Raw genomic sequence first — 24,921 nt, forward strand, 5'->3', positions numbered from 1 at the left:
CCCGCAGCCGGCATCCGAGAGAGGAGCCCGTCTCGTGGGCGCGGAGCTGTGTTTTAGAGACAGTGTTGGGATCGCCCGCGGTGCGTCGAGCCTTCCGGTTTTGTCACGCTGTCCATCAGGCCAGTGGCCAGCGTGTTCGACACGCGCCCGCCGCTGGTGCCGCCTGTGCACGTGTCATGACGTGCGAAGGGGCGGCAGTCCTGTGCGTCAGGGTGGGAAAGCCGCCGCGCGAAGCGCTGACCGGCTTACGGTGCGCCCAGCAGCATGTTGTTGAGCGCGGTCTTGCTCGGGACCTCGTTCAACTCGATCATCTTTACCAGCACGCATTGGACGATGTTGAACGTCTGCACGAGGTGCGTCGTGTTGTGCCTTGGCTTCCCGTGCGCAGCGGCCGACCGCTTGTCGTACAAGTCGAACACCTCGCGCTGCCGAGCCAGGCGGGCTTCACCGGGTGGGTGGAGGTACGAGGCAATCAGTACCGACACCCGGAACCGCAGTTCGGACGTCGAAGGCGAGAACAGCGCTTCGAGCGCACCCCACAGCGACACGAGCGTAAGGGCGTGGTGCGGGACGAAGGTGGACATTTCGAACGCCTCCATCGCCAAGCGGAAGTCCGCGTGCGTGGCCATCAACGCCACGGCATGGGGCCAGTATTTCCGAACCCATTCCCAGCGGACGTCATCCGCCAACGGGTTCACCAGTGCGAGTTCGATGTATTGCTGGCTCGTTTCTACGGGCGAGATTCTTATGCTCTGATCATCGAGCGCGGCTATTTGGGACAGGGAATGCGTCGATTGCACGAGGAAGCGTGCTTCGGGTTTGATCACCAACCGAAGGACGCAGGTCAGCACTCGTGCGATCTCGTATGGTGTCAGATCACCAGGTGGCTTGTATTCAGGGGGAACGACCAGTTCGACACGAACATCGAACGCGTCGTGACGGGTCGTGGCTTTCCAGGGTGCAGGATGATGCCTGCTTGGCTCGACAGGTGGCTTGAACGCCATCGTGTACGAACTCATGAGGTGGGCGTACGTCCGCCGCAATATAAGCCCCTGCCCGAGTTCGATCTCATCGGTGCCGTCGGGCAGGGACAAGCCGGCAAGTCCAGCGTAAAAAGGCGCTTTCATAGGCCAGGTAATCGAGTTCCTATCCCGGGAATGCTCGTGCGAGTAGCGCTTGAAACGTTGCCTCAGCCTTTTCAAAAGACGTGCGCTGCTGCGCGGCTAAATCCAGCAATGCCTTGCAGTGCTCGTCGAATTTCTTCTGCAATCCTTCTGGCGGATGTGGGATCGGGAAAGCCTTCAACTCTTTGCTATTGATGTTGGATTGTCCGACCGCACCGCGGGCCGTGGCGAACATCATCCGTTTCATGTGCGGAGAGTTCAGGAACGCCCAGAGATAGGATGGGTAGGCTTTTGCACGATCGACTCGAACTCGGATGAAGTAGGAAGCGACGATGGCATCCATTGCTCCGTCCCAGAGTCCGGTCTTTCCTACAAGCTCTTTGCTGTTCGTCCGATTGAAAAGAATGTCGCCCTCGATCAAGCGAAAGCGCTCGATGTCGTCCGGTTCCAACTCGACATACTTGAGGTCGTTTAGGTCGAGGTCACCTTCGTACGTGACGTTACCCATCCGAATCATCGGCAAACCGATTGGATCGGTGTGTGCTTTGGCGCTGCTGCCGTAGTCCGCGTCCGCGAGGAGTTGGCCGATGGTGGTCATCGGCCAGTTCATAGGATTGGTCGCCGGGTCGCCGAAGATCTTTGCAAACGTCGCGGGCATCAAGTCCGCGACCTTCTGTTGGGCATCTGCGCGCAGCCGCACGATGTGTTCTGCACGTGACAGAAGCTCGACATATCGGTTCTGTTCGTCCGGAGAATGTGGCGGCAGTTCCTGGTCGAGCACCTGCTTATCGGTGACCGCCGGATAAAGCGCTCCCGCCACCAAAGCCTGAAGACCTTTGATGAAACGCTGGGAACGTGTGAAGTAGAAGAGGTATCTGGCAGAAACCTCTTCTCTCGCACGCAGAACGCAGAAACCCGTGCTCGCGATCTGGTCATGCAACGATTCAGGAACCATTGCTACCGCGTTGAGATTTGGACGAACGGTTGACACAAGAACGTCGCCGACGCGAATGGCCATCCGAGCACGCGAAGGCGCGTCGGCGCCGATCAACTCTTTCGGTTCTCGGATGACCTTTACAACGTTATCAACCGACGCAACATCCACGTACATGAATGGGCGCGCTGGCTCTTTCTTTGGATTGATCGTGCCCGTCGGAACGGTGACGAGATCCCGCAACTTCACAGGTTCGCTCACAGGGACATCTCTCCAAGCGCAGCGCGCAATGCGGCGACTTCTTCCACAATCTCACTTTCGATCGCTGACAGTTCATCGAGCAATTCGAGCGGGTCACGGTGCTCCGCAGCCAGTTGGCTTGCCGGTCGGTAACGGCTGGCAGACAGATTGAAACCTGCACCCTTGATTTTCGCCGCGTCAGCGAACCAATATTTTGCGTCCCATTCACTTCCTTCCTCGCGTGCTCGCCATGTCGTCAGTCGGGCGGAACGGTCATGGAACGTCTCGATCGCGTCTGGTAAGTCATCCTGGGTGATAGGCTGGTCATGGTTGGCATCCAACTTATAGCCGTCGTTGTCGAGATGGTAGAACAGCACGTTATCGGTCGTGCCACCCTTGCTGAACACCAGCACCGACGTCTTCACCACAGAGTATGGCTGGAACACGCCGCCTGGCAGGGAGATCACTGCCTCAACGCGATTGTTCTCGACGAGTTGACGCCGAAGCTCACGGTGTGCGAGCGTTGAACCGGACAGCACGCCTTCCGGCACAATGACACCGCATCGACCGCTTTCGCGCAGACTGTCGATCATGTACTTCAAAAAGAGCAGTTCCGTCGCGGTGCTGTTGCCAACTTTCACATCTTCTACTACGCGGTCCTTGTCCACCCGCCCCGAGAAGGGAGGATTTGCCAAGATTACGTGATAGCCCTCCGCCGGCAAGCCGAGCGCCTCCCGTCGTTCGGCGTCGAGCGACGAGGTGAGCACATTGCGCAGAAGAACCCGGCCGTTCGGTAGACCTCGAAGTGTCAGGTTCATCGTCGCTAGGCGAACCATTTTCGGATCAACATCGTTGCCGAAAAAGGTGCCGGTTTGCAGCGCCGAGCTTTGCGCGGCTGACAGTCGGTCGCCGACACCGCGACGCTGTACCTTGCCGTCAAGCTCGACCTCCTGGATGGTGTTTTCCGAGGAGTTGGCCAGACGGATGTGGTTATATGCGGCGACCAAGAAGCCTGCCGTACCTGCTGCCGGGTCGTAGATTGTCTCACCGATTTTTGGATCGACGATCGCAGTGATCATCCGAATGACGTGGCGTGGCGTGCGGAACTGGCCGAGTTCACCCGCTTGCCGGATCTGACGCAATACGTGTTCGAAAAGGTCGCCCTTCGTATCCGCGTCCGAATCGTCCAAGTGCAGATTGTCCACAAGGTTGACGACCTGCGTGAGGACAGTCGGATCAACAATCGAAAGACGAGCGCCCTCCATGAAGTTGGTCGCGCTGCGCTCGCCCATCTCGGCGAAGAACGCGAAAACCTCGTCGCGAAGGAAGCGAACCAATGCCTCGCCTGACATCGCTTTTGCCCAGACCGACCATTTAAACCTATCACGCGGAATCGTCTTGTTGCCCTCCTCGGCGTTCAGCGGATTCTTGACGGTCCACTCGCCAGAAAAAAGGCTCTCATAGGGGCGCTTGAGGACCCGAGCCTTCATCTGATTGTCGCTGTCGATGCCTTCGACGAGGTAAAAGAAAAAGAGGAACGACAGTTGTTCCGCGTTCGACACTGGATCCGGGTAACCACCGCCGTATAAGTAATCACGGATTTGGTCGATAGACCGACGCATGTTGGGTGTGAGAGGCATGTCCTACCTTAAAGCGTGAAACGTAGTTGATCAGTGTGCCGTAGGCTGCGGTGCGTCACCGCCGTCGTTGTTCGGCAAGGGCTCGCTGAAGAGCGCCGCGTTCAAACTATCCAGGAGAGTCTTAATGGGTTCATCGCCGCCAAATACACGCTGCGCCTCTTTCAAACCACCCATCTGATTGAACGTATGGAAAAAAGTGAAATGTTCGGGCAACAACTCTGTTAGATCGTCCGCGTTCGCGCGGATCTGAGCACCCAGAATCCGCAGCCAACGATCTTGCTCTGCAGTCAGCGTCTGTTGCAGTCGCCATGCTTCGAATCGCGCTCCCAGTTCTTCTGCCCGCTGCGCTGACACCTCGGGGAACTGCATGTTCCCATCCTCATCCATGGTGATCCACTCGCGGGTGGTTGGATCGATGTCATCGTCCACGTCTAGTGACAGGAGGCGCGTCGGTTCATGCTTCGTTGTTTGCGGCGTTTTCGACACGACGATGCCGCCCTCGCCTACTGGATCCTCGTCGCCGTGGTAGGCAACGACTCCCACAAAATCGAAGATGGTAAAGACCGGCTTGTTTTTCGCCTTTCGAGTGCCACGCCCCCGCATCTGTTGGTAGAGGATCGCCGATCGTGTGAACCGTGCGAAGACCAGGTTCACAACGTCCGGGCAATCAAAACCTGTGTCAAGCATGTTGACCGAAACGAGGATCTGCGGGAACTGCTCCTTTTTAAATCGCTTGATCTTCGCCATGGCGTCGGCCGTGTCATCCGGCCCTGCTCCGGACACCACATAGTCGGCGTAACGCACGTCCGGCGACGGTTTCTTGTCGGCGAACTGAGCGTCGAAGAGATTTGCCAGCGTCTCGGCGTGTTTTTTGTTCACCGCAAACACGATCGTTTTGCCGATAAGTGGCATCCGAAGCACGCCCTTGTGGTCGGTGAAGCCGTTTTGCAGCACCTCACGGAACTCTCGGACGATCGCTCGGTTGCGTTCCGGGATCGTGAACTTTCGCTCCAGCGCGGCGGGATCGATGACGATGGGATCTCGAACGGCGAAGAGTTGCTCAAAATCGGCCGCGGTCTCCTCATCCATCGCGGAAAAATCGAGATCTTTTCGGTGAACCTCGAATCCGCCCTCGGCAGCGGTCTTGACGGTCTGCGCCGCGTAGACCTGGTACGGTACCAGCCAGCCGTCCTGGATGGCGTCTTTGAGCTTGTACGAGAACGTCGGCTTATCGACCTCAAAGAACCGCAGCGTGTCACGCACGAACTGCTTGTCCTCCTCGTCTGCCTGGGCGTCGTCTAGGTTTGCCACGCACGGCGTGGCCGTCAGGCCGATCTGGATGCCGTCGAAGTATTTGAGCACCCCGGACCATTGACCGTAGATCGAACGGTGGCACTCGTCCGATATGATCAGGTCGAAGTAACCGGACGAGTATTCCGAATAGATATTGACCATGCTTTGCAACGTGGTCACGGTGATTCGCTTTTCGTCCCGGAACCTGCGGCCAGCCCGAAGGACGTAAGCCGGGTAGTCAGGCAGATGCTCTGTGAACGCGTCTTCCGTCTGCTTCGCCAAGGGGATTCTGTCCACGAGGAAGAGCACACGAGTAACGGCATTAGCCTCAAAAAGACGCTTGATCAAGGCTGCGGCTGTGCGCGTCTTTCCCGTGCCTGTGGCCATTTCCACCAGCAACTTCCGCCGACCTTGCTGCATCTCTTCGCAAAGCTTGTCGATGCCCTTCGTCTGATAGTCCCGTTCGACGATTTTCAGGTCAATGGGGACCGAGAGCACGTCCTTACGGACGGTCAGGCTCGCAAACCGACGTTCGAGGTCGTCTTGTTTGAAGAACGTTTTGACCGGATGCGGGAAGGCTTGAGTCCGCCACTCCCAGAACAGCACCTCCGACCCGTTGGTCAAGAAGATGTACTGGACGTTCAAATGCTCGGCATAGCGCTTTGCTTGCTCCGCCGCATCTGCTGGATTGGTCGTGAAGCGTTTCGCCTCGACGACGGCCAAAGACCGCCCGTGCCGGTCGCACAGGACGTAATCGGCACGCGTGCCGTCTGGCATCACCACTTCGTAGCGGACCTGCGTCGGGTCGGTGGTCTTCCACCCCTGATCCGCCAGGAGAGCGTCGATGAGCACCCGGGAAAACGCTTCGTTTTTTGTCATGTCCTTGAGCCGTTGGGACTTTTACCTATTTTAAGCGGTCATCGGGCTCGCGGGGTGCCCAACACGCGGAAAACCGCGACCGGTGGGCGATTATCGCCTCGCCTTGCTCACACGGCGCCGATTCGCCCCTGTCGATGAAAGCGGATCGGTCACGGTTGATTCATTCTGCATCAGCGCCTGACCTGAGAACGCCATCAAGGCACTTAAGGAAGGTTTTGAAGCGTGTCTGAGCTTCCGGCCGTGCTCCGTGAAACCATGACGCCGTTGAGTGCGTTACGTTGACGGCCGGAGTCATGTCGAGGACGTTCGAGATGACGGAGGTGGAGACCAGCACCCCGTCGCATGCTCCGCGTGCGATCGCAGATCGAAAGTGGATTTCGTTTGACAGGATGAAATCCTGATTCATCGCGTTGAGCTTTTGCCTGAGTTCCCGCTCTGTCGGGAACTCCCACGCTTCACCCTCGGGCACGATATCGTCGAGGTTGAACGCGACAATCCCCGGTCTTCCGTGCCTTGAGATTTGGTCACAACCGAGGTCAAAGTGATGGGCAACGTTGTTTTCAGAGTAGATCTTTTTGCAGGCGAGCGAATAGTCGCCGAACGTTTCGCCCAGCGAGATCACCAGGTCCGGCTCTTCGATGCGCACGGGCGTCTGTCCAAGTTTGAACCGGCGGTGTAGATCTAGCTCCCAAAGAGCGTCCTTGCCGTTGACGTTTTGCCTGGTGTCAAGATTCATATCGCTCGTCCTGACGCGATGGATGGCTTCTTTCGCGCCGTCATCGTCCAGTGCTTCGTTGACCGCGCGCGCAATGCGAAGCGCCTCGTTGGCCTTGAGGAACGTCCTTCGCCTCTTCTCGTCGGACAAAGGCCGCTTGGTGTCGTCGGCGAGGCGGCGCACCTTGGCGAACAAAGAACCTAGCGCACTCCCGGAGTGGCAGGTCAACCCACGCTCGGCGAGTGCGCGCTCCACCCCTAGGATGGTTTTCATGGCCTCATCAAGACCGTGACTGTTTTGGATTGGCTGATCGTTTGATTCGGTCATGGCTGCTTCGACTGTGGAATGTTCATGCGTGTCCTGTGAGGGGAATAGCCGCCGCGCGAAGCGCTGTGATCGCCTCGTGAGCGACAGACCCAAGGGCACGGCGCATGGGTCCGTCGATTTTACGGATTCAACGCCGGATTGCGCCAATCGCGCCTGACGTCGCCATATTTGGCAATCAGCGATTTACCGTCCAGGCCGTACACGCTTTGCACCAGTTCTGCCATGGACGTATGGCGCATCCGATCTTGGTGGTCCTGATACTGGCGCAGATTCATACCATTGACCATGCGAGCGTCATCGTCCAGCGCGTCGTTGGACGCGATACCAAACTTGATCTTGGGCACGGCATCGCTTCCGAGGTCCACTCCGCCAAAGACCGGGCCACCAGCAAACCCACCCGTTGGTCCCGGCACACAAACGGCCACATCGAGCACCTTGCCGCTCACTTCGACCCAAGAATGGTCGAACCGGGGCATCCTGCCGCTTCTTCCGAGCCAATAGCGACGCCATGCCTCGTCGCCGATGACTTCCCCCACGCACAACGCAAGGTTGTCCTCGGACAATCCGGCTTCACGCAGCAACATGTAAAGCACGGCCGAGGTGTTGTGGCAACCGCCCGCAAACGGGGGACGTGAGGAGGGAGGGGTGACAACAAAACGCAGCATCGGCTCAAACACCTTATAAAGCGTTTCACCATCGGACAACGGTGCCGCGATGCCCCTGGCACGTGCTAGTGCGATCTCGACGTACGAATGACGTTCGCCTTCGCTCAACTGGCGCACGTCGTCGAGCACCTCATGGGTAGCCGCTTCATCCGTTCTGTTTTTGTTCGCCTCGTCCATGCTTTAGCCCTTTCGTTTGACGGTGACTCGGTCGTCACCTCGGTAAACCGCTCGTACATGTCCCATCAGAAAAGGGCCTTGCGGCCCTTTCGTTCATCGGTCCTGCCGGGTGTCCCACACCCGCAAGATTGCGACGCCGGTGGGGATTGGCTCGTAAGCCGGAATCAGTTCGTAATGGATCTCGTAGTCGCCGTGCAGGCAAATGTCCTTGTGGACTTCACGCGCCGGGGGGCCTTCCCACCCGTCGAGTTCTTCGCCGATCCTGTGCCGCAGGGTGACGCCCAGCGATTTCGCCTCGGCGTTCAGGGCCTTGATGATCTCCCGCGCCTTCGGTGCCCCGTTGAGCTTCTTCTCGAACTCGAAAATCGTCAGCATGTCCGACGCTGCTTTGCTCGTGAAAACGACCGGGATGGCCATCACTCACCAATCTTCGGGAGCGGGAGTTCGTTGTCCGTGCCCAGGCTGTCGGCCCATCGTTCCATCGCCTCCATCGACACCAGCCGTCCTGCGTCGACGTCGTCCAGACCCTCTTGGATCATTGCCCGCTCGCGTTCCGCACGCGCAAGGTAAGCCACCACGGCCTTACGCACGATCCACTGCTTTGATCGGTCCAGCCGGGTCGCCATGTCGTCCATGCGATCGACGAGGTTGACGGGCAGTTGTGCCGTCACCGTTTTCAGCGCTTCCGCCATTTTGAACCTCCGCCTCTTGCGTTTCAGTACGTCCTATTGTAAAACAATAGCCTTGCTTTAGGGGGGCTTTTTTCATCTATTTTTTGGACCGAAAGACCGCGCAAACTCTCGCCAGATAAGGCTTTCAGCCCTCGCATGAATCACGAAAACCTCCCTCTGCAAAACCGCGCTTTTCGGGGGTTAGGTGCACGTCTATGGGTGGACAGGTGACCGTCCATGGTGGTCGTCGGTGACCCAAGGGGACGGAACGACGGTGGCTCGGGACCGAAAAATGGAGCCGCGGGGCTCCCATTGTTTTTCACCTGCTCCACCCTCGATCAGAGATCGTCGATGGTCTCGTCGAGGACCGCCTGGATGTGCTCGAACGCTCGCCAACGGCTCGAATCTTCCAGCGCGCTCGCTTCAGGGACCAGGTGGCGCAGCGTGTCGAGCTTTTCGAGCGCGTCCTTCGCCGCTCGAAGGTGAGCCTTCGCTTCCGCGACCTGCGCTTCGTAGATGGCTCGCCGCTCGTCGGTGCCGAGCGCTGCCGCCGCCGTCAACACGGTCTCGATTGCCCGATTCAGCGCATTCAGCGCATCCCGTTTCGCGAACGTATTGTCGATGACGGATACACGGTTGGTGTCTTGCATGTGCCCTCCTGCGATGGTTTCGGCGGAACGCCCGCCTGCATGACCACACTAATCGACGCAGAACGTTTGTCAAACGGGCCGCTGAGGCCCCTCCTCCTCGCGAGATCAAACCGGCGACGACGACCCCAACCCCTCGGGGCGCAAGCGCCCGCTCTCCCGCTGCGCGCCGTCCGCTGCCGCCCAGGGTGAAACGCACCTGACGATGAGCCCCCCTGCCTCCGGCACCGTTTGGGGTGCGTGCCCGTTTTTTCCGGTGGGGTGTCCCGAAGGGATCCTGCCGACCCTTGCTCCCTGCCGTTAGACCGGAGCGCCGCCGGCCTGCCCTGCGGTCTGCCACTGCCCGGGTATCGCGCGCCACTGGTCCGGGTTGAACCGGTAGCACTGCGCGCTGGGGTGCGCCGACGTGTGGATTCGCAAGTCGGGACGAACGGTCTGCAACAACCGGTTCGCCCGCTGAGCCGGCTTCCCGACCAGCACCACCGTACGGAGGTTGGGGAGCAGCGGGAGCAGGTTCCGAAGCTCTTCCACGCCGCGGCGGATCTCCGCCGCGTTGTATTTGATGGTCGCGTTCCAGCCCGGGATGACGTTCCAGAGCACGGTGCGCTTGCGCTCGATCCCGGCCGTGCTCATGAAGTTGAACAGGTTCTCCGCGGTCGGGTCGTCGTTGTTCCGGCTGATGAAGCCGGAGCCCTGCTTCTTGCCCGTCGTTGACGTCATCGGACCGGGCTTTTCGAGCAGGAACAGCATGTCCGCCTCGACCCCGCCGTCGAGCGGGTCGAAGTCCTGGAACTCCCAGTCCGGGTGCCGCACGCGCAGGTCCGCGACGTACGCCGCGAGCGGTGCGATGTGCTGTTCGGTCAGCATTGCCCGGCGGAGCACGACCGCGTCCAGGGAGCGCAGGGTGCGCGGTGCGTCAAGCGCCATTTTTTGCCACGGGCAGTGCCTGTCGGGTGATGGTCGTCCAGAGCTTTTGCACCAGACCGATCAGGTTCGCGTCGGAGAGGTCGGACGGTGTGGCGAAGCACCGCGGTTGGATGGTGACGTGAGAATCACCCAGCACTCCCTCGGACGGAACCGGTTCGATCCACCGGACCTTGGCGCCTCCCGTGCGGAGCAGCGCAACGGTCACCATTACACGTCCTTCTACCCCGAGTTCTTCGAACGCTTCCTGTATCGCCTGGGCGTCGTGCTTTCGAATCTCGTCCTCTATGCCACCCAAGCCTACGATCTCCCGGCTGCCCATGTCCGCCACTTCCCCCGATGCCAGTTCGACCAAACCGTCCTCGGTGACGTGGACGTAAGCGAAGCGATCCGGCCTGGTGGTAGGGTTGGGTTCGACCGAGCCGAACGTGTGAGGCGGCATGAATCGGAGCTTTCGATCGCTGATGTCGTAGCCGCCCGGACGTGCCCGCAGGAGCTTTCGAGCCGCCGCGTCGCACTCTTGGGTGCCGTAGGTGACGTCAAAGTCCGGGATGCCGATCGGTTGCGCAAGCAGCACAAAAAACGGTCCCGGTGTGACGGGCAGTCGTAGACCGCCATCGTCGAGTTCTTCCAGTCGCCTCCTCAGGGCGTGCTCCGCTCGCCTCAAGGGGTCGAGGGGTCTGTGGTCAAATGCTTCCGGCATGTTTGCGCCTCGTTGGTCTTGTGTTGTTACGATCGTTGCCGGTTGCGTCGGACGTTCATCGGTCCGCCCCGGCGATCGCACAGCGTAGCAAAGTTCAATGAACGGGGTTGTGCCCATAGTCCAGGGACGGCACGCCAGCCGGTGCGACCGGCGCCCGCGCCCCGTTCGACCCAGCGCTGCTCCGTCGCGCAAAGGGGTCGATGCCCGGTGGACCCGTGGGTGCAACCGTGCCGCCCATGCGAAAGGGGCGCCCGCGCGCCCCTTACCGTCCCTGCGATGGTCCCCCTGATCAAGCGTCCACGGGCACCCCGGTGATGTTCGACACGTGCACGCAGACCTGCTTGTACGATGCGTAGAGCGTTTCTGCGAGCGAGCGCGCTTCGATGTAGTTCGCGGGGAGCGCGGCCTCGTCGAGCCACGCCCGCCGCTCGTCCGGGTCGCTCGCGTCGATGGTGATCGATTCGACCTCGACGCGCCAGGACGCCAGCGCGAGGCTCATGTAGAGCAGCACTTCGTGGAACGCGGTGATCCGCCACTTCGCGTCCTCCGCTTTCGACAGCACCCAGTCGGTCGGCATCGGTGCCTCGCCGAACGGGTCCATCTTCTCGATGATCTCCTCGAGCAGCACCTGAACGTCGCTGTGTTCGGCGTTGTCGAGCACGGCTTTCGCTGCGTCCGACAGCGCGCTCCGCTTGGCGACGAGGGTCGGGAATCGTGGGGTGGTGTACGTGGACAACGTGAGCATGGTCTCCTCCTTTGGTGGTGGGCGATCGGTGATCGCCCTCCAAACCAAGGTAACGCGTCCACCCGAGAGGTCAACGCTTCTGACCAGATTTTCTTCCGTGGCCAGGTGCAACACCACCTGACACCGTGCGTTTCGCCTTGTCCAGCATCACCTGGGCGTCCTGCCCTGCCCGTGCCCATTGCGCGGGGTAATCCGCCACCGCTTGGCGGATTGATTCGAGCCCCTGCGCCGCTTCCTCCTCGATGTCCTTGCGCTCCTCCAACGCTGCGAGGTATGCCTCGTGCAGGATCGGCATTTTGACGATCCATTGCCACGCGTCGGGCACGTTGCCGATGACAGAAACCGTCGCCTGGTTCTTCAAGTCGTTCTGTTGCGACGCGGTCGCGCCAGCCCGCACGAGAAGTCCCATGGTCTGCACGAGGACGTTCAGCGCATCCTCCAACTGCTCAGCATCTGCGATGCCTTGGCTACGCTGATCCGCTTTCTGGCACAGCATCGTCAGCGGCGTGACGCCGTAAAAGCGCCGCGTTGGACTTGCCCCACGTGCCAGAAGCAACGCGGTGATTTGTTCGTTGACCCCGATCGAGCGAGCCAACGCCATGCCGGGGCAGTGATTCGGAGTGTCCGGGTCCGCCCCTGCGTCCAGGATCCGTTGAACGTCGTCGATGTTGCCGACGGTGATCGCGCTCACCAGTTGCCGCTCAAGGCGCTGGTTCCGATCAAACGTCGCGGGATCGAACACGATCGGGGGCGGGAGCCCCAACCGAGCGCGCTCCGCGGCTTGCTGCTCGTCCGTGAGATCCGTGTTCCAACCCCACGCGCTTTTCCCCGGTTCCATCCACTGAGGTCCGCTCGCCTGCGTCACGGCGTGATTCGCCGCCTCGCGCTCCTCCACCTCACTCATGTAGAGGTCGGTCGCATCCACCGGACCGTCGGTGGTCGGGGGATCCTCCGCCGGCGGTTCAGGTTCGCCGTCGGCGTCCGCGTTGCTCATCGGACCGAGGGGATCGGTCAAGCTTTTGAGCAACGCGAGCAGGTTGGAGGGTTGGCGAAGCGTTTCGCGCGTCGCGCTCAGACGATCGATGGTGCCTTGCGTCATCGCGATGAACGCCGCCCGCTCGGCGTCGTCGATCGCCGCGTTCAGGGCCCGTCGGTTCATGAGGACCGGGTGCTTGTCGCGCAGGTGCCTGGCGAAGCCCGTCGCGCCGGCGTCCTGGAAGCGCCGCAACACGTCCCGGTAACGGTCTGCGCTCGGACGGGTTGCCAGCAGCAGCGCCACCCAGACCGGGAGCGAATAGGTGCCCGGGAGGTCCACGGTCAGCGACTCGTTGAGCAGTTCGGGGGACGCTCGGTCCAGCACAACGTGCAGGACGGACACGGGCGATTGCCGGTGCACCTCCCCGGCGTCGATGTAGTGCTGCCAGCGGTCGCCCAAGCCCACCGCATCGAGCAGCAGCATCGCCAGCAGGTCCGCCCGGCCGAAGACGACCGCCGCGGTCAGGTAGGCGTTGCGCAGCGAGACGTAGCTCGACCAGCCGTGCTCGATGCGCTGCTCCCGCTCGTGCGGGGTGCAAGCCAGGTAAAGCGGCATCATCGCGTCGTGAGCGAGCACGCCGGCGGGCGCCTCTTCGAAGAACGTCACGTCGTCGGGGTAGCCCATCCGGCGCCGGACGATCCGCGCCGTGTCCGAGCCAGCGTCCTCGACGAGGTCGTCGAGGAAATCGACGCTGTGCTGGTGAAGGGTGTGGTGGTGGTTCGCCATGGTGACGCTCTCGTGGGGGTTACAGACGCGCGCGCGTGGCCCGTGCAGCGGTGACGGGGATCGTGCTGATCGCCGCGCGCAACGCTCGCTCCTCTTCCTTGATGAAGAGCGCGCTGAGCGTGCTCGCGGTGCGTTCGAACTCCGCAACCCCGGACTGGATCTCGGGGCGGACGGTGTTGAACCATGCGGGAATCGTGAGGTTCGACCCGTTACCGTAGTGGTGGCTGATGGTCCGGTCCAGCGCGCCGGCTTTGACCAGGGCTCGCACGCAACGCCGTGCCTCCGCCCACCATTGCGATGGAGACTTCACCTTATCGCCGCCGCGGTTGCCGGAGGTCCACATGTAAGCCCGGTCGAGCAGATCGGGGATTCCGTCGGAGAGGTCGTCGCCCGGTGCGCGCTGGGTCAGGAGTTCCTTGAGCGTCGCGGAATGGCCTGCCATCACCGCCTCCTCGAAACGCTGCCGGAAGGGACCCGTGCGCGGCTCGAGCACGAGCATCGACCAGATGTCGCCGCCCTCGGTCGCCAGACGCGAGACGTGGTTGTCCGGGGAGTGCGTCACGTGGACGTCCGCCCCACGGTCGAGCAGGAGCCGGACCACGCGGGCACGGCCCAGTTCGATCGCCATCCGCAGCGGAGCGTTCTGGCTTTCGTCCCGTTCGTCGATGTCGGCGCCGGCATCGAGCAACAGGGTGACGATCTCAGGGTCGCTGTGCGCCACGATCGCCTGGTGGAGCGACGTGGTGCCGTCCTCCCTTTTCGCGTTCGGGTTGGCGCCGTGGTTCAGCAGGACCCGCACAGCGTCCGCGCCCGAGCCGATCGCGATGCCCAACGCGCCGTCCTTCTCCTCCTGCGTGAACGCGTTCGAGGCGTGGTCGAGCAGCATCCCCAGGATCGCCGCGCGCGCCTGCGTGTGATAACGGTCGGTGGGTGCCGCTGCGATGTTCAACGGCGTGAGCACGTGCCCGTTCGCCCATCCGGACGGGCGTTGAGCCTTGGGGTCCGCGCCCGCGGCCAGCAGTCTTTCGACCACCCCGGTGCTCCCGGTTTGCACAGCCCCGATGAGGGCGTAGTCCGTTTCCTGTTGCGATGCGGGCAGCCAAGCCAGGGGAATGTTGCTCATGTCGATGCTCCGGTGCGAACGGGGTGGGGTGTTGATCCAAGCTACTGCGTGGCCAAAAAAACTCAAGAGGAACGGCGAAAAATACTTCGGTTATTGGGTGGTTGGGTGGCGTTGCACCTGACGATGGTTCGATCCTCGTCGCTATGTTTTGCTTCGGGCGATGAACACCCAGGTGGGGCGCTTTCGCGCCCGGGAGATCCCGCTTCGCGCCGTCGCCGGGGGATCCGATCGTCCTCGTGGGTGGTTGATCGATGGTTTTACGAGAGTCCACGGAGCTTCATCAACGCCACGACGTCCTCTTTGCGGTAGCGGCGGCGTCCTGCTACCAGCACTGGGGTGATGTCACGCCGCCGCGTGTGCAGATCGAGAGCACCACGATTCGTGTCGCCCATCATGATCGCCGCGTCGATCGCGGTCACGGTCTCGTCGATCTGACGACGCAGCGCGTCCACACGGTCCGCGTCGTAGTAAGCCCGCCGCCCGCCGCGGGCGCCGGTGCGAATCGTGACCGCCGGAATGCGAGCGTTTTTCATCAGGCGCCCAGCGGTGGTGACGTTGATGTAACCGAACATCGCTCCCACGGTCTTTCCGTCATACATGCGCACCGCTTCATGGGGCGTCATGGCGGGCGCAGAGGTCCCACCCGGGGCGTCGGTCACGTGGATCTTGAGCGTGAGGTTGATCCCTGCCAGCGCTGGGAGGAGGGTCGGAAGTTCTGCCGTGGTGCAATGAAGGATCATGCGTTTTCTCCTACGTTTCTGGACAAGGATCGCCCTGGTGGGTGGATGAGAAAACACCCGCCGTCCATCGCCGACGACGGGTGGTCATTGGTCGATCACACGGAGCGATACGGCTGGCCGTGGAGTTCGAGGACGATCAGCGTCGTCACCGACGGCACGTTGAAACCCTTCTTGCGCAGGTTCTTCACCAGCGGTTCGAGCTTGGAGTAGTCGCCCCCGGCGCCCAGTGCTGCCACCGCGGTTTCACCGTGGCCGTGCAGCAGCGCAAGGTGCGCCGGGGTCAAGCCGCCTGCCGTGCGCGGGGGCTTGTAGCCCTTCACGGAAGCAATCGCCTCCACCGCCGCGGTTTGGCCCATTTCGGCGAAGCAGTGCAGCAACGAATAGCCCGAATCGTCCAGCGTCGGGTAGGGGTCCGTGCCCTTTGCCTTGATGCGCTGGATGGTGAGCGGACGCAGCATCGCTGCGAGTTCGGGGTAGCCGCACGCTTCGGCCGTGTCGCACGGTGCTTGGCCGTCATGGTCGCTGAGGTTCGGGTTCACGCTACCGACCACCAGACGTTGCACGCAGTCGGTCTCTCCCCACGCCGCTGCGCTGAACAGGGCCGTGCGACCGTGACGGTCATACAGGTTCTCGTTCGCCCCCAGTGCGAGAATCGCCGACACCGCCTGCGCGTTCCCATTGATCGCCGCCGCCATCAGCGCGGTCGTCCCGTTGTCCGATCCCGCGTCGATCGAGTGTCCGGCGTCGATCAGCAGGGTCGCGATCTCGTCGTTCCACGACACCCCTTGAACCATGACCATCAAGTGGAGCGGGCTGAGCCACGAGGTGACGCCCGTATCTTGGTAAGCGGTGAAGCGAAAGGTGCTCGCGCACCCGGCGGTCGTCGCCATGTCCAGCATGGCTTTCATCGCCGGAACGTCCCCCCGGATGCCGTTCCAAAACATCTGCTCGAGCGCCGGCTGCAACGCCGGGTCGAAGGTGCGCTTGCCGGTCGCGTCCGGGACCAGAACCATGAACGGTGCGGCGATCGGGGCCAGCGGGTTGTAGGTGTTCGATTGGGTGTTGCCCATGATGCTCTCCTTGATGGTTTTCGCAGGGTGCGTTGCACCTGGTGAAGTTGTAGTTCGGGGTTCCGTTGATCGGTGATGCCTTACGCGATCTTGCGCAAGCGCATCAGTTGTTGAAGGTCATCAAGGCGGTAGCGCATCTTCCCTGCCACCTTCGTCGGGGTGATGTGGCGATGCTTGGTGTGGTAGTAGATCGGCTTCTGGCTCTTGTCGCCCATGAGGGACGCCGCGTCCTTCGCGTTCAACGTGTCGTTGAAGAGCTTCTTGAGGGCGTCGACCTTGTCGGCGTCGTAGTAGTTGCGCGTGTCGCCCCACTTCCCGTAACGGTTCGCGAGGAGCGCGTCGATTCCGGCACGCTTCATCAGATCGATGGTGCGCGAGGTGTAGGTGTGACCGAAGAGCGCGCTCACCTCGTCCGTCGAATACCAGCGCGGCTCGCCCTTGACCTTCGGTGCCGGTTGTTGGACCGCCGTGGGTTCCCCCACCACGTCCTGCTTCACGACCGGCACCGGTGCCGCCATGGTAACCGTCGGCTCGGGCGTCTTCGACGGTGCGACCGATTCGGTTTCGACGGGTGCGTCGCTCACGGTGAGGTGGAACGCGGACTTCAGACCGGCCAGCATGGGCAGGAGGGACGGGAGTTCTGCGGTCGTGCAGGTAACGTTCACGAGATTTCTCCGTGGGTGGTTGAACAGTGAAGCCAGTTTCGTTCGGATAGGGTTCTTGCTGCGGATTCGGATTTCGCGAGGACCTGTTTTCCGGGACAACAACCTTCCTGGTGGGGATGGATTACCCGCCCTGCGGCATCTTGATCTGTGCTGCCACCTTCTTGCGCGCTTTGGGGTCGCGGATCTGCATGAGCAGTTCGTCGATCTTCACCTCGATCGTGTCCGCCGCTCCGCGGTAGTCCTTCCGTTGCAGAGCGTCGTGGACCGCCGCCGCGTGCTCGTAGCCGTTGATCGTGCGGTCGAACTGATTCACGTGGCGCGTCACAAAGTTCGTCGTGGTGTCCGGACCGTCGTGATAGCCGTAGCCGTGCTCCGTCGCGAAGGTCGTGGCTTCGATCAGGCCGTGCCCGTCGTCGAGCGCCACCGCCAGATCGAACGCGTCCTCGATCAGGTAGTTCTCGTCGTCCCCGTCCTCCCCTTCCTCCTGGTCGTCGTCGCTCACCGCATCGGGCTTCCCGAGGCGACGTGCGATTGCGTTGAGCATCGCCGTGCTGGTCACCTCCGCCGGGTAATCGACGCCCATGGTGTCCATCAGGCCGCGCAGGAACGGGATCAGGTCCAGCCGCATCGGGTTGGGGTCTTTCATGTTCAACGTGCCGTCGTCCTGCACGCCGAACGGGGCGAAGAGCGCGCGAATCACCGGGGTGACGTGCGCGAGGGTGAGCTTGCCGTCGGTCATCTTGAGGATCTGCATGAGGGGTCTCCGGGTTAAGCCGCTGCGTGCATGAGTTTTTCCATCATCGCTTCCGACAGCGCGGCTTTTGCCGCGTCACCGTAGAACTCGGTCAACAGCGATACAAGGTCGTTCACGTTGTCGCTGCGCGGACCGTTCGCCTTGATCGCTGCCATCACCGCGATCTGGATCAGGGACGCACGAGGACCGCTCTCGGCGTTCACCTCCGTCAACGCCGTGCCGAGCGAATGCAAATGCTGCACGTGTTTTTCGAGGACGATCAGGTTGTGGATCCCGTTGACCACGAGCTTCTTGTCCCGCGCGTTCGTGCTGGTCACGGTATGGAGGACAAAGATGTAGTTCGCCGTGTTTCCCCCCGCGAGGGCCAGACACGCGAGGTGCATCACCGTTTCACGCCCGTCCGTCGCATCCACGTGGGCGGTCACCGTTTTGCCGCCCTCACGCAGTGCTTCCAGTGCTGCGTTGCGCTTCGCCTTGGGGACGCACGCCCACGCGAGAACATGGTTGTTGTGCGTGTCGATGATCATTTTCACGTTCGTGGTGCCGATGCAAGGTTCCAGCGGGTCCACCACGTGGAGCTTGTGCAACTCCTTAAGCACGCGCTGCGAGAGCCCGGCGTCCTGCTTTTCCTTCGCGACGTGAAGTTCCTTCATCAACTGCTCACGGGTCTTGATCATGGTATGTAGTCCTTATGGATTTGGGAGGATGCTGGGATAAATGAAAACGAACGGATCAGCGATAAACCATCAACGGGGGACTGGCGGTTGCGTTTGCGTTGCTTGCAGCGCCGCGATCAGGTTTTGTGCGACGGTGGCGCGCACGGTCTCGTCTTTGATGCCATCGAGCAAACGCGTGACCTTCTCCGTCACGACCTTGCTCGCACGGTCGAGGTTCTGCGCCGCGATCGCCTTGCGCAGGCGTTCCGCCCAGAGCAGTTCCTTCGAAGTGTTCACCCAATGGGAGAACTGGACGCCTTGGAAGGTCGCGGTGCCGTAATACGATTGGATCGCCGGACGGCTTCCCACGCTCGCGCAGTCCAGTGCGATCGACGCCAAGCCGTGCCCGTCGTCGAAGAGGGATGCCAGCATGAGGAGGTCGGCGAAGTCCGCCGGCGTGTCGAACCACTCGTCGATGCAGTCGAAGCCGTGCCGGTCGACGAGGTCGTTCACCGTCTCGCGCGATGCGACCGGCACGCCAAAGTGGTCCATCAGCGCGGCGAACACCGGGGGAAGCACCGGTTCGTCATCGTCCGCCTGATCGACATGGACCCCGAGGTCGCTCGCCAGCCGGATCAGACCCTGGTGAGCGTCGCCCCACGTGCCGTCGGAGATCGCCGTCGTTGCGTAGTTCCCAGCGCCGTCGTCGTCGGACCACGCGATCATCGCTTCGCCATCGCCCAACGCGGTGACGTCGAACGCGTCGAAAAGCGCGTGGACAACGGGGGTGATGCGGTTCAAAACGAGGGTGCCGGTCGCGTCCGAGCGAAAGTTCATGGTTTTGCTCCTTTGGGGATGATGGGTATGGTCGTGTCGAGGTGGACGGGGATCACACGCGCAGCGCTGCCTGGCGACCTTCTGCTGCCGCAGCCAGCGACAGGCGGTCGGTCAGCGCTTCGCCGGTGTGGCGGTTGCGCACCCGCACGTCCAGCGTGCCGTCGGGAGACTTGACCGCGACGATGGTGCGGGACTCGCCGTTGCGCACGTCCTGCGCGTCGCACGCCGCGAGCAGGACCGTCACCGCGTCACCGTTCTTCTTGTAGCGGGCGATGTCCAAGGCGGTCAGGGTCTCGCCGTTCGGAGCCTCGAAGCGCGCGCTGAGGTCGGCACCGCAGTCGATCAGGTGCTGCACGATCTCCGGGTTGCCGCATTGTGCTGCCACGATGAGCGCGTCGCACCCGTTGTTCAGTTGCAGAGCGAGCAAATCGTTGCGCTCACGGGTCACCAGCGTGCGGACCGTCGTGACGTCCCCTGCGACGGTCGCGTCGAGCAGGCTGTTGAAACGGGTTTCGAGGTCGTCGGTCAGGGTGTCGAGCAGTTGTACGGTCGGTGCGTTCATGGTGGTGTCCTTAGGTGGTTGGTTGCGATGGATGCAGTTTCGGGCAGGTTGCCGGGGTGCCGCGGATCTGGATTTTTCGAGGACCCGAAATCCGGGACAGGGGACGGTCAGACGGTCACCTGGTGACGCGCGAGGTCGCGCCAGAGCCCGTCGCTCTTCTTGCCAATGCCGCGGCTGGAACGAGCGTCCGCCCGGTCGCAGCACGCGCTGAACGCGTGAAACGGAACGAGGATCGGAGCCGTGGTGTTCAGCAGCGCGCCGGCGCGGTGGGCGATGGGAAGCACATTGACGAGCGAGCCGGTGGGGTCGATCGAGTGCTCAGCGGTGGGTTGGTGAAGCGTCGTCATGGTGATCTCCGTTCCGTGGTGTGTTGCGATGGAATGGATGATCACGTCGCGAGGCCCCAAGCCGCGGATTCGGATTTTTCGGACGCGCGAAATCCGGGACAACGTCCCGGGAAGACGCTGCTGGGTGCCTTGCTGGACGCGGGATGGAGGGAAACGGGGACCCGTGACGTCCCCTAAAGACCCGGGCGGCTAACGCCGCGGGACGACCCGCTGCCGCCCGTCACGTCCGCGGAAGTGATTTGCACCTGAACGATCGAGGAGCCCGCCGTTCGACGCCGGTGGCGTGCGCGGGCGATCGCCGGGGAAGCGGAGCGCCCCGGGTGGGGTTGATGAGGTTGGTGGTGGAGGGTTGCGGGGGCGTGCGGAAACGCCGCGCCCCGCCTTGCTGTCAATCGACCCGGACGGTCGATGGCTTCTTGCGTTTCGCCAGCGCCTGCACCCGAAGGTCGTCGGACGGACGCGTGTTCGCGCTCGCCGCGTTTTCTTCTTCGACCAGCCGGGCGTACGCCGCCCGTTTGGCGTCGATCTCCTCTTCCGTCGGCTCGGTGTCGTAGCCGTTGCGGTCGAGGTAGCCCGCCCATAGGGTGTCGAGCCAAGCGTTCATGTCGTCGCGGAAGAAGCCAAGTTCGCCAAACGCCTCGAACAGCCGGCGGCGGTCCCGCAACGACACGAAGACGTCGTCTTCAAGCCAACCGGTTTCGGGATGGTTCCAGGCGTAGTCCCCCGTGCTTTTTGCGCCGGCATGGATCAGCGCCGCCACCGCCAGGACCAGAACGTCGCCGATCATGAAACCGTCGTCCTCGGGCGGCGTCCCCCGTTCCTGCTCCGTGCGGTCCCGGGCTTCGCGGGTGGGTTCCTCCGTCTGGGCCTGCACCTGCGCTGCGTACGCCGCCCGGCTCGCACCCGGAGCGTCCGGTCCCTTGATCGCCGGTTTTGGTTTTGGACCGGCTTTGCCCGTCGGTGCCGGTGCGGTTTGCGCGGATTCCTTGGGCTTCTCCTTCTCCGCGGGTGCGATCTTCGGGAAATCGACGCTGTAGCCTGCCTGGATGGCGTGCCGCCATTGCTGCGGGGTGTATTCCGACATGATCCGCGCACCGATCCGAAGGCTCGCGCTCATCGCTTCGTCGATCACACGCCAGTCCGCCGCCGACCGCTGATGGGCAGGTTTGTCCGCAAGCGCCCGGGGAACCGCCGGACGCCCGTCCGGATCCGGGTGTTCGCCCACCGGTAGGACGTCGAGTTCCAGGAGGTCCGCCGTGCGCCGGTGCGCATCGGTCGGACCTTCGCGGTAATGCAAGATCGGGAGCCAGCAGTCGTCCACCGTGAGCACACCGCCCATCAGCGCCCAGATGGGGACGCCATGCGGGCCAACGTCGTAGAACGCTCGCGCCCCCGGGATCCACCCGTCCATTTTGAACACGGTCGCCGGGTCGAGCTTGCCGACCGTCCCGCGTTCGTACTTGTGCCACGCCGTGCCCGCCTGGCCGTCCAGCAGCCCGTTCATGGCGTCGCGCGACACCTGCAGCCGTTCGCCCTTCGATGCCTTCCCGCCGGGCAGGTCCCGTGCCAACGTCTCGTCCGCGTCGCCCGTGTCGTTGATCAGCGGGTTCTTCACCCGTTTCACCAGATAGGCCCGGAGCGCTTCCAAGGTCTTGCCCTCCGGGAGCACCAGCCGGCTCGTCCCGTTGAGCGCGTCTTCGGCTTCGAAGCGGCACCACCTCGCCCACGCCTGCGTGCGCGGGACGTGCCACGCCAGTTTCGCATTCCCGTGCGGCTTCTTAGGTGCTTTTGCTCCTGCTGCCCCGTCCACCGTCTTGCCTGCCTTCGTCACCATCCTGCTCGCCCCGGTCCGATTGTGATTCGTCCGATTGTAAGCCGGCCTGCTGCCCCGGGTGCCGTTTCCGCCTGCCAGCGGGTTGGCCTGGATTTCGCCTCTCCGAAAAATCCACGTCCGCGAGCGGGAGGGGTGTGCCATTTAAATGGGGGTCCGCGCAACTTCTACGACGGACGCCATGACCACCACCGCACGCAGCCTCGACCAGTTCTACACCTCCCCGGCGGTCGCTCACTCCCTCTACCAAACGCTGTTGACCCGTCTCGGACGCAAGGCGAAGGGTCTGCGTTTCGTCGAGCCGTCCGCCGGCGCCGGTGCGTTCTTCGAGCAGTTCCCCGCCGGGTCGATCGGTCTGGACCTCGACCCGCGTTGCGATGGGGTTGAGCAAGCGGACTTCTTCGACTGGACGCCAGAGGAGCCGGCCGCGCCGATGGCGTTCGTCGGGAACCCGCCGTTCGGAAAGAACGCGTCGCTCGCCGTGCGGTTCTTCAACCGTGCCGCGTCGTTCCCGGGAACCTCCTTCATCGCGTTCGTGGTGCCCCGCTCGTTCGAAAAGGCGTCGGTCCAACGTCGCCTCGACCGTGGATTCCGTCTCGTTCACCAGGAGATCCTGCCGGAGAGCGCGTTCGTTCACGAGGGCGAGCCGTACGACGTGCCCTGCACGTTCATGCTGTGGGAGCGCAGCGCGGTCCACGCCAGCGAACCGGTGCCGGTGGTGCGCACGCACCCGGATTTCGTCCTGCTCTCCGACGCCGAGCGGTTGAGCGCGGACTTCGCCGTCCAGCGTGTGGGGTCCGCCGCCGGCGCGGTCAAGGACATGTTCGGTCGCGTCCCGACGGGCTCGCACTACTTCGTGCGTGCCACCGACCGCTTCGAGAAGAAGCTCGTGCGCGAGCGCTTCGAGCGTCTGGAGTCGGACGGTGCGTGGGAGGTCGTGAAGCGCCGCACCGCCGGAAACCCGTCGATCGCCCAGGACGAACTGGTCGCGGGCTACGCGGGAACGCTGTCCAAGCCGTTGCCCACGGTGTTCGAGCAAGCGCACCGTCTGCACGACGACAGCGGTCTGTCCGACGAGGCCCGCCGCACCGGGGGCGTTGTCTACACGCCGAGCGCGCTCGCCCGCTCGATGGTGCGCATGGCCCGCCTCGAGCCGACGGACCGTGTTTTGGAACCATCGGTGGGGAGGGGCGTGTTCCTGTGGGCGATCGTTCAGCATTGGGTGCATGAGCGCGGCTGGTCGTACGAGCAGACCGCGACGTGGGCTGAAAAGCATTTGTTCGCTCAAGATGTGTGCGAGAAAGCGATCGACGACCTCGCCAACCTGTGGACGTCGTACTTTGCCGAGCACGGGGTGGTGTCGGACCTGCGTCCGAACCTGCGGGTGGGCGATGCCCTCTTCGCCGGCTGGTCGCGCGAACGCTTTTCGATTTCGATCGGGAACCCCCCCTACGTCCGCACGACTGCGCTCGAGCCGGACTACCGTGACCGCCTGCGCGAAGCGTTCCCGATCGCCTGCGGGGCCGGCAACTTCGACCTGTATTTTGGGTTCATGGAGCAAGCCACCCGCCAGAGCGATCGCTCTGTGCTTGTCGTGCCCACCACGTGGATGAGCAACCGTTGCGCCGACGCGCTGCGCGCTCACCTCCGCCCTCGGGTGCGTGCTGTCGTGGATTTCGGCATGCGCCTCGTGTTCGGGACGAAAGCCGCCACCTACACGTCCATCGTTGTGACGGGTCCGGAAACCCATGCCCCGCTGCTCCATCGCACCAACCTCCCGGAAGAAGGCACGCCGTGGGAGGTGTTCTTCCGCGACGACAACGGTCCGCTCGATGACACGGGCTGGTATTTTGGGGAGGACCGCGATCTGGACGGTCTGTTGCGCGGTGCGGTGGACGGTCCGACCTTGAACGACATCGCGATCGTCCACTCCGGCGTGAACACGAGCGCGGACGGAGCCTTCCTGGTCGAAGGCGGTCAGGTGGTCGGGGAGCGGGTGCACGCGGTCGATCCGCTCACGGGTCAGGGTGTGCGCCTGCCGCTCGCCATGACGCCTCGGTTCCTGAAGCTCAACCGTCTGCACAACCGGTCGAAGCTCGACGCGAGCACCGACCGGATGATCGCCCCGTACGACGCGGCGTGGCGTCTCGTGCCGGAGAACCGTCTCGGTGCGGACGCGCTGAAGTGGTTGAGCGCCCGCCGTGACCGGCTGGACGCGCGCGGAACGAAGGGAATCGAGGACTGGTATGCCTTTGGTCGCCGTGCCGGGATGCTGACGCTCGACCCGGACCTGCCGGTGCTGCTCGTGACCTGCTGGCCGTGCGAAGCGATGAAGCCGATTCGCATCACCCCGCGTGAGATCTCGCCGGACGGGCGCTTCCTGTTCGTGGGAGGTTTCGTGGTTCAGCCGCGCGACCCGGCGGACATCGACCGCGTGCAGCGCGTGCTGGAAAGCGAGAGCACGTGGCGGGCGATCTTTCGCTACGGTCGTGCGAAGAAGAGCACGCGCCCGTACCACACCTACACCGCCGCCCTGCTGCGCATCGTGCCGATGGGGAATGCCGGAACGGTGGAGCGCGATGCGATGGCGGTCGAGGCGGTGGCGCCGGAGACCGTCAACGTCTGACCGGGAGCCGGGGGTGATGGCGCGAAGCGGGTCGCCCGAAGCCTCCGCAGGAGGGGTTTGCATGGGAATGGGATCACCCCGTGAACCGCGCAAACCCCAAACCCACTGGGGCGCAAGCGCCCAGGACACTGCTGCTGACGCCCGTTTCCTCGCGGGAGGAACGTCCCGCCGGTTGCGGTCGTGCCTCGGTTTCCGCTGTTCATTGCATCGTGTAAGAATGCTCCTCGCAACGGGACCGGCTCGTCCGTCCCGATAACACCATCA

At 62.8% G+C, this 24,921-nt stretch carries 24 protein-coding genes; 1 reads left to right on the forward strand and 23 read right to left on the reverse strand.

Annotated elements, in window-relative coordinates; genetic code table 11:
* Nucleotides 1-245 precede the first annotated feature (245 nt).
* From DK391_RS20765 to DK391_RS20875, 23 genes are all read right to left on the reverse strand, one after another.
* Complete coding sequence (locus tag DK391_RS20765; RefSeq protein WP_162600874.1) at nucleotides 246-1,094, reverse strand: hypothetical protein; 849 nt, start codon at nucleotides 1,092-1,094, stop codon at nucleotides 246-248.
* Nucleotides 1,095-1,146: 52 nt separating this feature from the next.
* Nucleotides 1,147-2,319 carry a restriction endonuclease subunit S gene (locus DK391_RS20770; protein ID WP_109479864.1) on the reverse strand — a complete coding sequence of 391 codons (1,173 nt, stop codon included), beginning with the start codon at nucleotides 2,317-2,319 and terminating at the stop codon, nucleotides 1,147-1,149.
* Complete coding sequence (locus DK391_RS20775) at nucleotides 2,316-3,938, reverse strand: N-6 DNA methylase (protein ID WP_109479865.1); 1,623 nt, start codon at nucleotides 3,936-3,938, stop codon at nucleotides 2,316-2,318. The genes DK391_RS20770 and DK391_RS20775 overlap by 4 nt, the downstream gene beginning before the upstream one ends.
* 30 nt (nucleotides 3,939-3,968) lie before the next feature.
* Nucleotides 3,969-6,110 (reverse strand): DEAD/DEAH box helicase family protein, encoded by a 2,142-nt coding sequence (locus tag DK391_RS20780; RefSeq protein WP_109479866.1) that lies wholly within the window; start codon nucleotides 6,108-6,110, stop codon nucleotides 3,969-3,971.
* A 160-nt stretch (nucleotides 6,111-6,270) separates the two neighbouring features.
* On the reverse strand, nucleotides 6,271-7,152 hold the full coding sequence (locus DK391_RS20785) for a hypothetical protein (RefSeq protein WP_109479867.1): 882 nt from the start codon (nucleotides 7,150-7,152) through the stop codon (nucleotides 6,271-6,273).
* A 119-nt stretch (nucleotides 7,153-7,271) separates the two neighbouring features.
* Complete coding sequence (locus tag DK391_RS20790; RefSeq protein ID WP_109479868.1) at nucleotides 7,272-7,994, reverse strand: hypothetical protein; 723 nt, start codon at nucleotides 7,992-7,994, stop codon at nucleotides 7,272-7,274.
* Nucleotides 7,995-8,087: 93 nt separating this feature from the next.
* Complete coding sequence (locus DK391_RS20795) at nucleotides 8,088-8,369, reverse strand: type II toxin-antitoxin system RelE/ParE family toxin (protein WP_239482898.1); 282 nt, start codon at nucleotides 8,367-8,369, stop codon at nucleotides 8,088-8,090.
* Between the two features lie 41 nt (nucleotides 8,370-8,410).
* Nucleotides 8,411-8,686 (reverse strand): ribbon-helix-helix protein, CopG family, encoded by a 276-nt coding sequence (locus tag DK391_RS20800; RefSeq protein WP_109479870.1) that lies wholly within the window; start codon nucleotides 8,684-8,686, stop codon nucleotides 8,411-8,413.
* A gap of 317 nt (nucleotides 8,687-9,003) precedes the next feature.
* A complete protein-coding gene (locus tag DK391_RS20805) occupies nucleotides 9,004-9,315 on the reverse strand; it encodes a hypothetical protein (RefSeq protein ID WP_109479871.1) in 312 nt (103 codons plus the stop codon).
* 297 nt (nucleotides 9,316-9,612) lie between these two features.
* Nucleotides 9,613-10,239: a uracil-DNA glycosylase gene (locus tag DK391_RS20810; protein WP_109479872.1), complete on the reverse strand. Its 627-nt coding sequence runs from the start codon at nucleotides 10,237-10,239 to the stop codon at nucleotides 9,613-9,615.
* Nucleotides 10,229-10,939 carry a hypothetical protein gene (locus tag DK391_RS20815; RefSeq protein WP_109479873.1) on the reverse strand — a complete coding sequence of 237 codons (711 nt, stop codon included), beginning with the start codon at nucleotides 10,937-10,939 and terminating at the stop codon, nucleotides 10,229-10,231. The genes DK391_RS20810 and DK391_RS20815 overlap by 11 nt, the downstream gene beginning before the upstream one ends.
* A 289-nt stretch (nucleotides 10,940-11,228) precedes the next feature.
* On the reverse strand, nucleotides 11,229-11,684 hold the full coding sequence (locus DK391_RS20820) for a hypothetical protein (RefSeq protein WP_109479874.1): 456 nt from the start codon (nucleotides 11,682-11,684) through the stop codon (nucleotides 11,229-11,231).
* A 70-nt stretch (nucleotides 11,685-11,754) separates the two neighbouring features.
* Complete coding sequence (locus DK391_RS20825; RefSeq protein ID WP_109479875.1) at nucleotides 11,755-13,446, reverse strand: hypothetical protein; 1,692 nt, start codon at nucleotides 13,444-13,446, stop codon at nucleotides 11,755-11,757.
* 19 nt (nucleotides 13,447-13,465) lie between these two features.
* Nucleotides 13,466-14,569 carry an ankyrin repeat domain-containing protein gene (locus DK391_RS20830; RefSeq protein ID WP_109479876.1) on the reverse strand — a complete coding sequence of 368 codons (1,104 nt, stop codon included), beginning with the start codon at nucleotides 14,567-14,569 and terminating at the stop codon, nucleotides 13,466-13,468.
* Between the two features lie 257 nt (nucleotides 14,570-14,826).
* Nucleotides 14,827-15,309, reverse strand: a complete 483-nt coding sequence (locus DK391_RS20835; protein WP_109479877.1) for a hypothetical protein — start codon at nucleotides 15,307-15,309, stop codon at nucleotides 14,827-14,829.
* A gap of 95 nt (nucleotides 15,310-15,404) precedes the next feature.
* On the reverse strand, nucleotides 15,405-16,379 hold the full coding sequence (locus DK391_RS20840) for an ankyrin repeat domain-containing protein (protein ID WP_109479878.1): 975 nt from the start codon (nucleotides 16,377-16,379) through the stop codon (nucleotides 15,405-15,407).
* Between the two features lie 80 nt (nucleotides 16,380-16,459).
* Complete coding sequence (locus DK391_RS20845) at nucleotides 16,460-17,044, reverse strand: helix-turn-helix domain-containing protein (protein WP_162600875.1); 585 nt, start codon at nucleotides 17,042-17,044, stop codon at nucleotides 16,460-16,462.
* A gap of 121 nt (nucleotides 17,045-17,165) precedes the next feature.
* A complete protein-coding gene (locus DK391_RS20850; RefSeq protein ID WP_109479880.1) occupies nucleotides 17,166-17,798 on the reverse strand; it encodes a hypothetical protein in 633 nt (210 codons plus the stop codon).
* 14 nt (nucleotides 17,799-17,812) lie between these two features.
* Nucleotides 17,813-18,475 carry a hypothetical protein gene (locus tag DK391_RS20855; protein WP_109479881.1) on the reverse strand — a complete coding sequence of 221 codons (663 nt, stop codon included), beginning with the start codon at nucleotides 18,473-18,475 and terminating at the stop codon, nucleotides 17,813-17,815.
* Nucleotides 18,476-18,544: 69 nt separating this feature from the next.
* Nucleotides 18,545-19,291 carry a hypothetical protein gene (locus tag DK391_RS20860; RefSeq protein ID WP_109479882.1) on the reverse strand — a complete coding sequence of 249 codons (747 nt, stop codon included), beginning with the start codon at nucleotides 19,289-19,291 and terminating at the stop codon, nucleotides 18,545-18,547.
* A 52-nt stretch (nucleotides 19,292-19,343) separates the two neighbouring features.
* Nucleotides 19,344-19,853, reverse strand: coding sequence for an ankyrin repeat domain-containing protein (locus DK391_RS20865; RefSeq protein WP_109479883.1), 510 nt, complete (start codon nucleotides 19,851-19,853; stop codon nucleotides 19,344-19,346).
* A gap of 107 nt (nucleotides 19,854-19,960) precedes the next feature.
* Complete coding sequence (locus DK391_RS20870; protein WP_109479884.1) at nucleotides 19,961-20,200, reverse strand: hypothetical protein; 240 nt, start codon at nucleotides 20,198-20,200, stop codon at nucleotides 19,961-19,963.
* 388 nt (nucleotides 20,201-20,588) lie between these two features.
* Nucleotides 20,589-22,034 carry a hypothetical protein gene (locus DK391_RS20875; protein ID WP_109479885.1) on the reverse strand — a complete coding sequence of 482 codons (1,446 nt, stop codon included), beginning with the start codon at nucleotides 22,032-22,034 and terminating at the stop codon, nucleotides 20,589-20,591.
* A gap of 178 nt (nucleotides 22,035-22,212) precedes the next feature.
* Here DK391_RS20875 and DK391_RS20880 point away from each other — a divergent pair, with 178 nt between their 5' ends.
* Entirely contained in the window at nucleotides 22,213-24,657 is a 2,445-nt protein-coding gene (locus tag DK391_RS20880) for an Eco57I restriction-modification methylase domain-containing protein (RefSeq protein WP_162600876.1), read from the forward strand.
* Nucleotides 24,658-24,921: the final 264 nt, after the last annotated feature.

Origin of the sequence: Paraburkholderia sp. C35 (assembly GCF_003121405.1) — a bacterium.
Classification (GTDB): domain Bacteria; phylum Pseudomonadota; class Gammaproteobacteria; order Burkholderiales; family Burkholderiaceae; genus Paraburkholderia.

Excerpts from the sequence above, each read along its gene's own strand:
- DK391_RS20775 (WP_109479865.1), bottom strand. The coding sequence starts at position 3,938 with ATGCCTCTCACACCCAACATGCGTCGGTCTATCGACCAAATCCGTGAT.
- DK391_RS20780 (WP_109479866.1), bottom strand. The coding sequence starts at position 6,110 with ATGACAAAAAACGAAGCGTTTTCCCGGGTGCTCATCGACGCTCTCCTG.
- DK391_RS20785 (WP_109479867.1), bottom strand. The coding sequence starts at position 7,152 with ATGACCGAATCAAACGATCAGCCAATCCAAAACAGTCACGGTCTTGAT.
- DK391_RS20790 (WP_109479868.1), bottom strand. The coding sequence starts at position 7,994 with ATGGACGAGGCGAACAAAAACAGAACGGATGAAGCGGCTACCCATGAG.
- DK391_RS20795 (WP_239482898.1), bottom strand. The coding sequence starts at position 8,369 with ATGCTGACGATTTTCGAGTTCGAGAAGAAGCTCAACGGGGCACCGAAG.
- DK391_RS20800 (WP_109479870.1), bottom strand. The coding sequence starts at position 8,686 with ATGGCGGAAGCGCTGAAAACGGTGACGGCACAACTGCCCGTCAACCTC.
- DK391_RS20805 (WP_109479871.1), bottom strand. The coding sequence starts at position 9,315 with ATGCAAGACACCAACCGTGTATCCGTCATCGACAATACGTTCGCGAAA.
- DK391_RS20810 (WP_109479872.1), bottom strand. The coding sequence starts at position 10,239 with ATGGCGCTTGACGCACCGCGCACCCTGCGCTCCCTGGACGCGGTCGTG.
- DK391_RS20815 (WP_109479873.1), bottom strand. The coding sequence starts at position 10,939 with ATGCCGGAAGCATTTGACCACAGACCCCTCGACCCCTTGAGGCGAGCG.
- DK391_RS20820 (WP_109479874.1), bottom strand. The coding sequence starts at position 11,684 with ATGCTCACGTTGTCCACGTACACCACCCCACGATTCCCGACCCTCGTC.
- DK391_RS20825 (WP_109479875.1), bottom strand. The coding sequence starts at position 13,446 with ATGGCGAACCACCACCACACCCTTCACCAGCACAGCGTCGATTTCCTC.
- DK391_RS20830 (WP_109479876.1), bottom strand. The coding sequence starts at position 14,569 with ATGAGCAACATTCCCCTGGCTTGGCTGCCCGCATCGCAACAGGAAACG.
- DK391_RS20835 (WP_109479877.1), bottom strand. The coding sequence starts at position 15,309 with ATGATCCTTCATTGCACCACGGCAGAACTTCCGACCCTCCTCCCAGCG.
- DK391_RS20840 (WP_109479878.1), bottom strand. The coding sequence starts at position 16,379 with ATGGGCAACACCCAATCGAACACCTACAACCCGCTGGCCCCGATCGCC.
- DK391_RS20850 (WP_109479880.1), bottom strand. The coding sequence starts at position 17,798 with ATGCAGATCCTCAAGATGACCGACGGCAAGCTCACCCTCGCGCACGTC.
- DK391_RS20855 (WP_109479881.1), bottom strand. The coding sequence starts at position 18,475 with ATGATCAAGACCCGTGAGCAGTTGATGAAGGAACTTCACGTCGCGAAG.
- DK391_RS20860 (WP_109479882.1), bottom strand. The coding sequence starts at position 19,291 with ATGAACTTTCGCTCGGACGCGACCGGCACCCTCGTTTTGAACCGCATC.
- DK391_RS20865 (WP_109479883.1), bottom strand. The coding sequence starts at position 19,853 with ATGAACGCACCGACCGTACAACTGCTCGACACCCTGACCGACGACCTC.
- DK391_RS20870 (WP_109479884.1), bottom strand. The coding sequence starts at position 20,200 with ATGACGACGCTTCACCAACCCACCGCTGAGCACTCGATCGACCCCACC.
- DK391_RS20875 (WP_109479885.1), bottom strand. The coding sequence starts at position 22,034 with ATGGTGACGAAGGCAGGCAAGACGGTGGACGGGGCAGCAGGAGCAAAA.
- DK391_RS20880 (WP_162600876.1), top strand. The coding sequence starts at position 22,213 with ATGACCACCACCGCACGCAGCCTCGACCAGTTCTACACCTCCCCGGCG.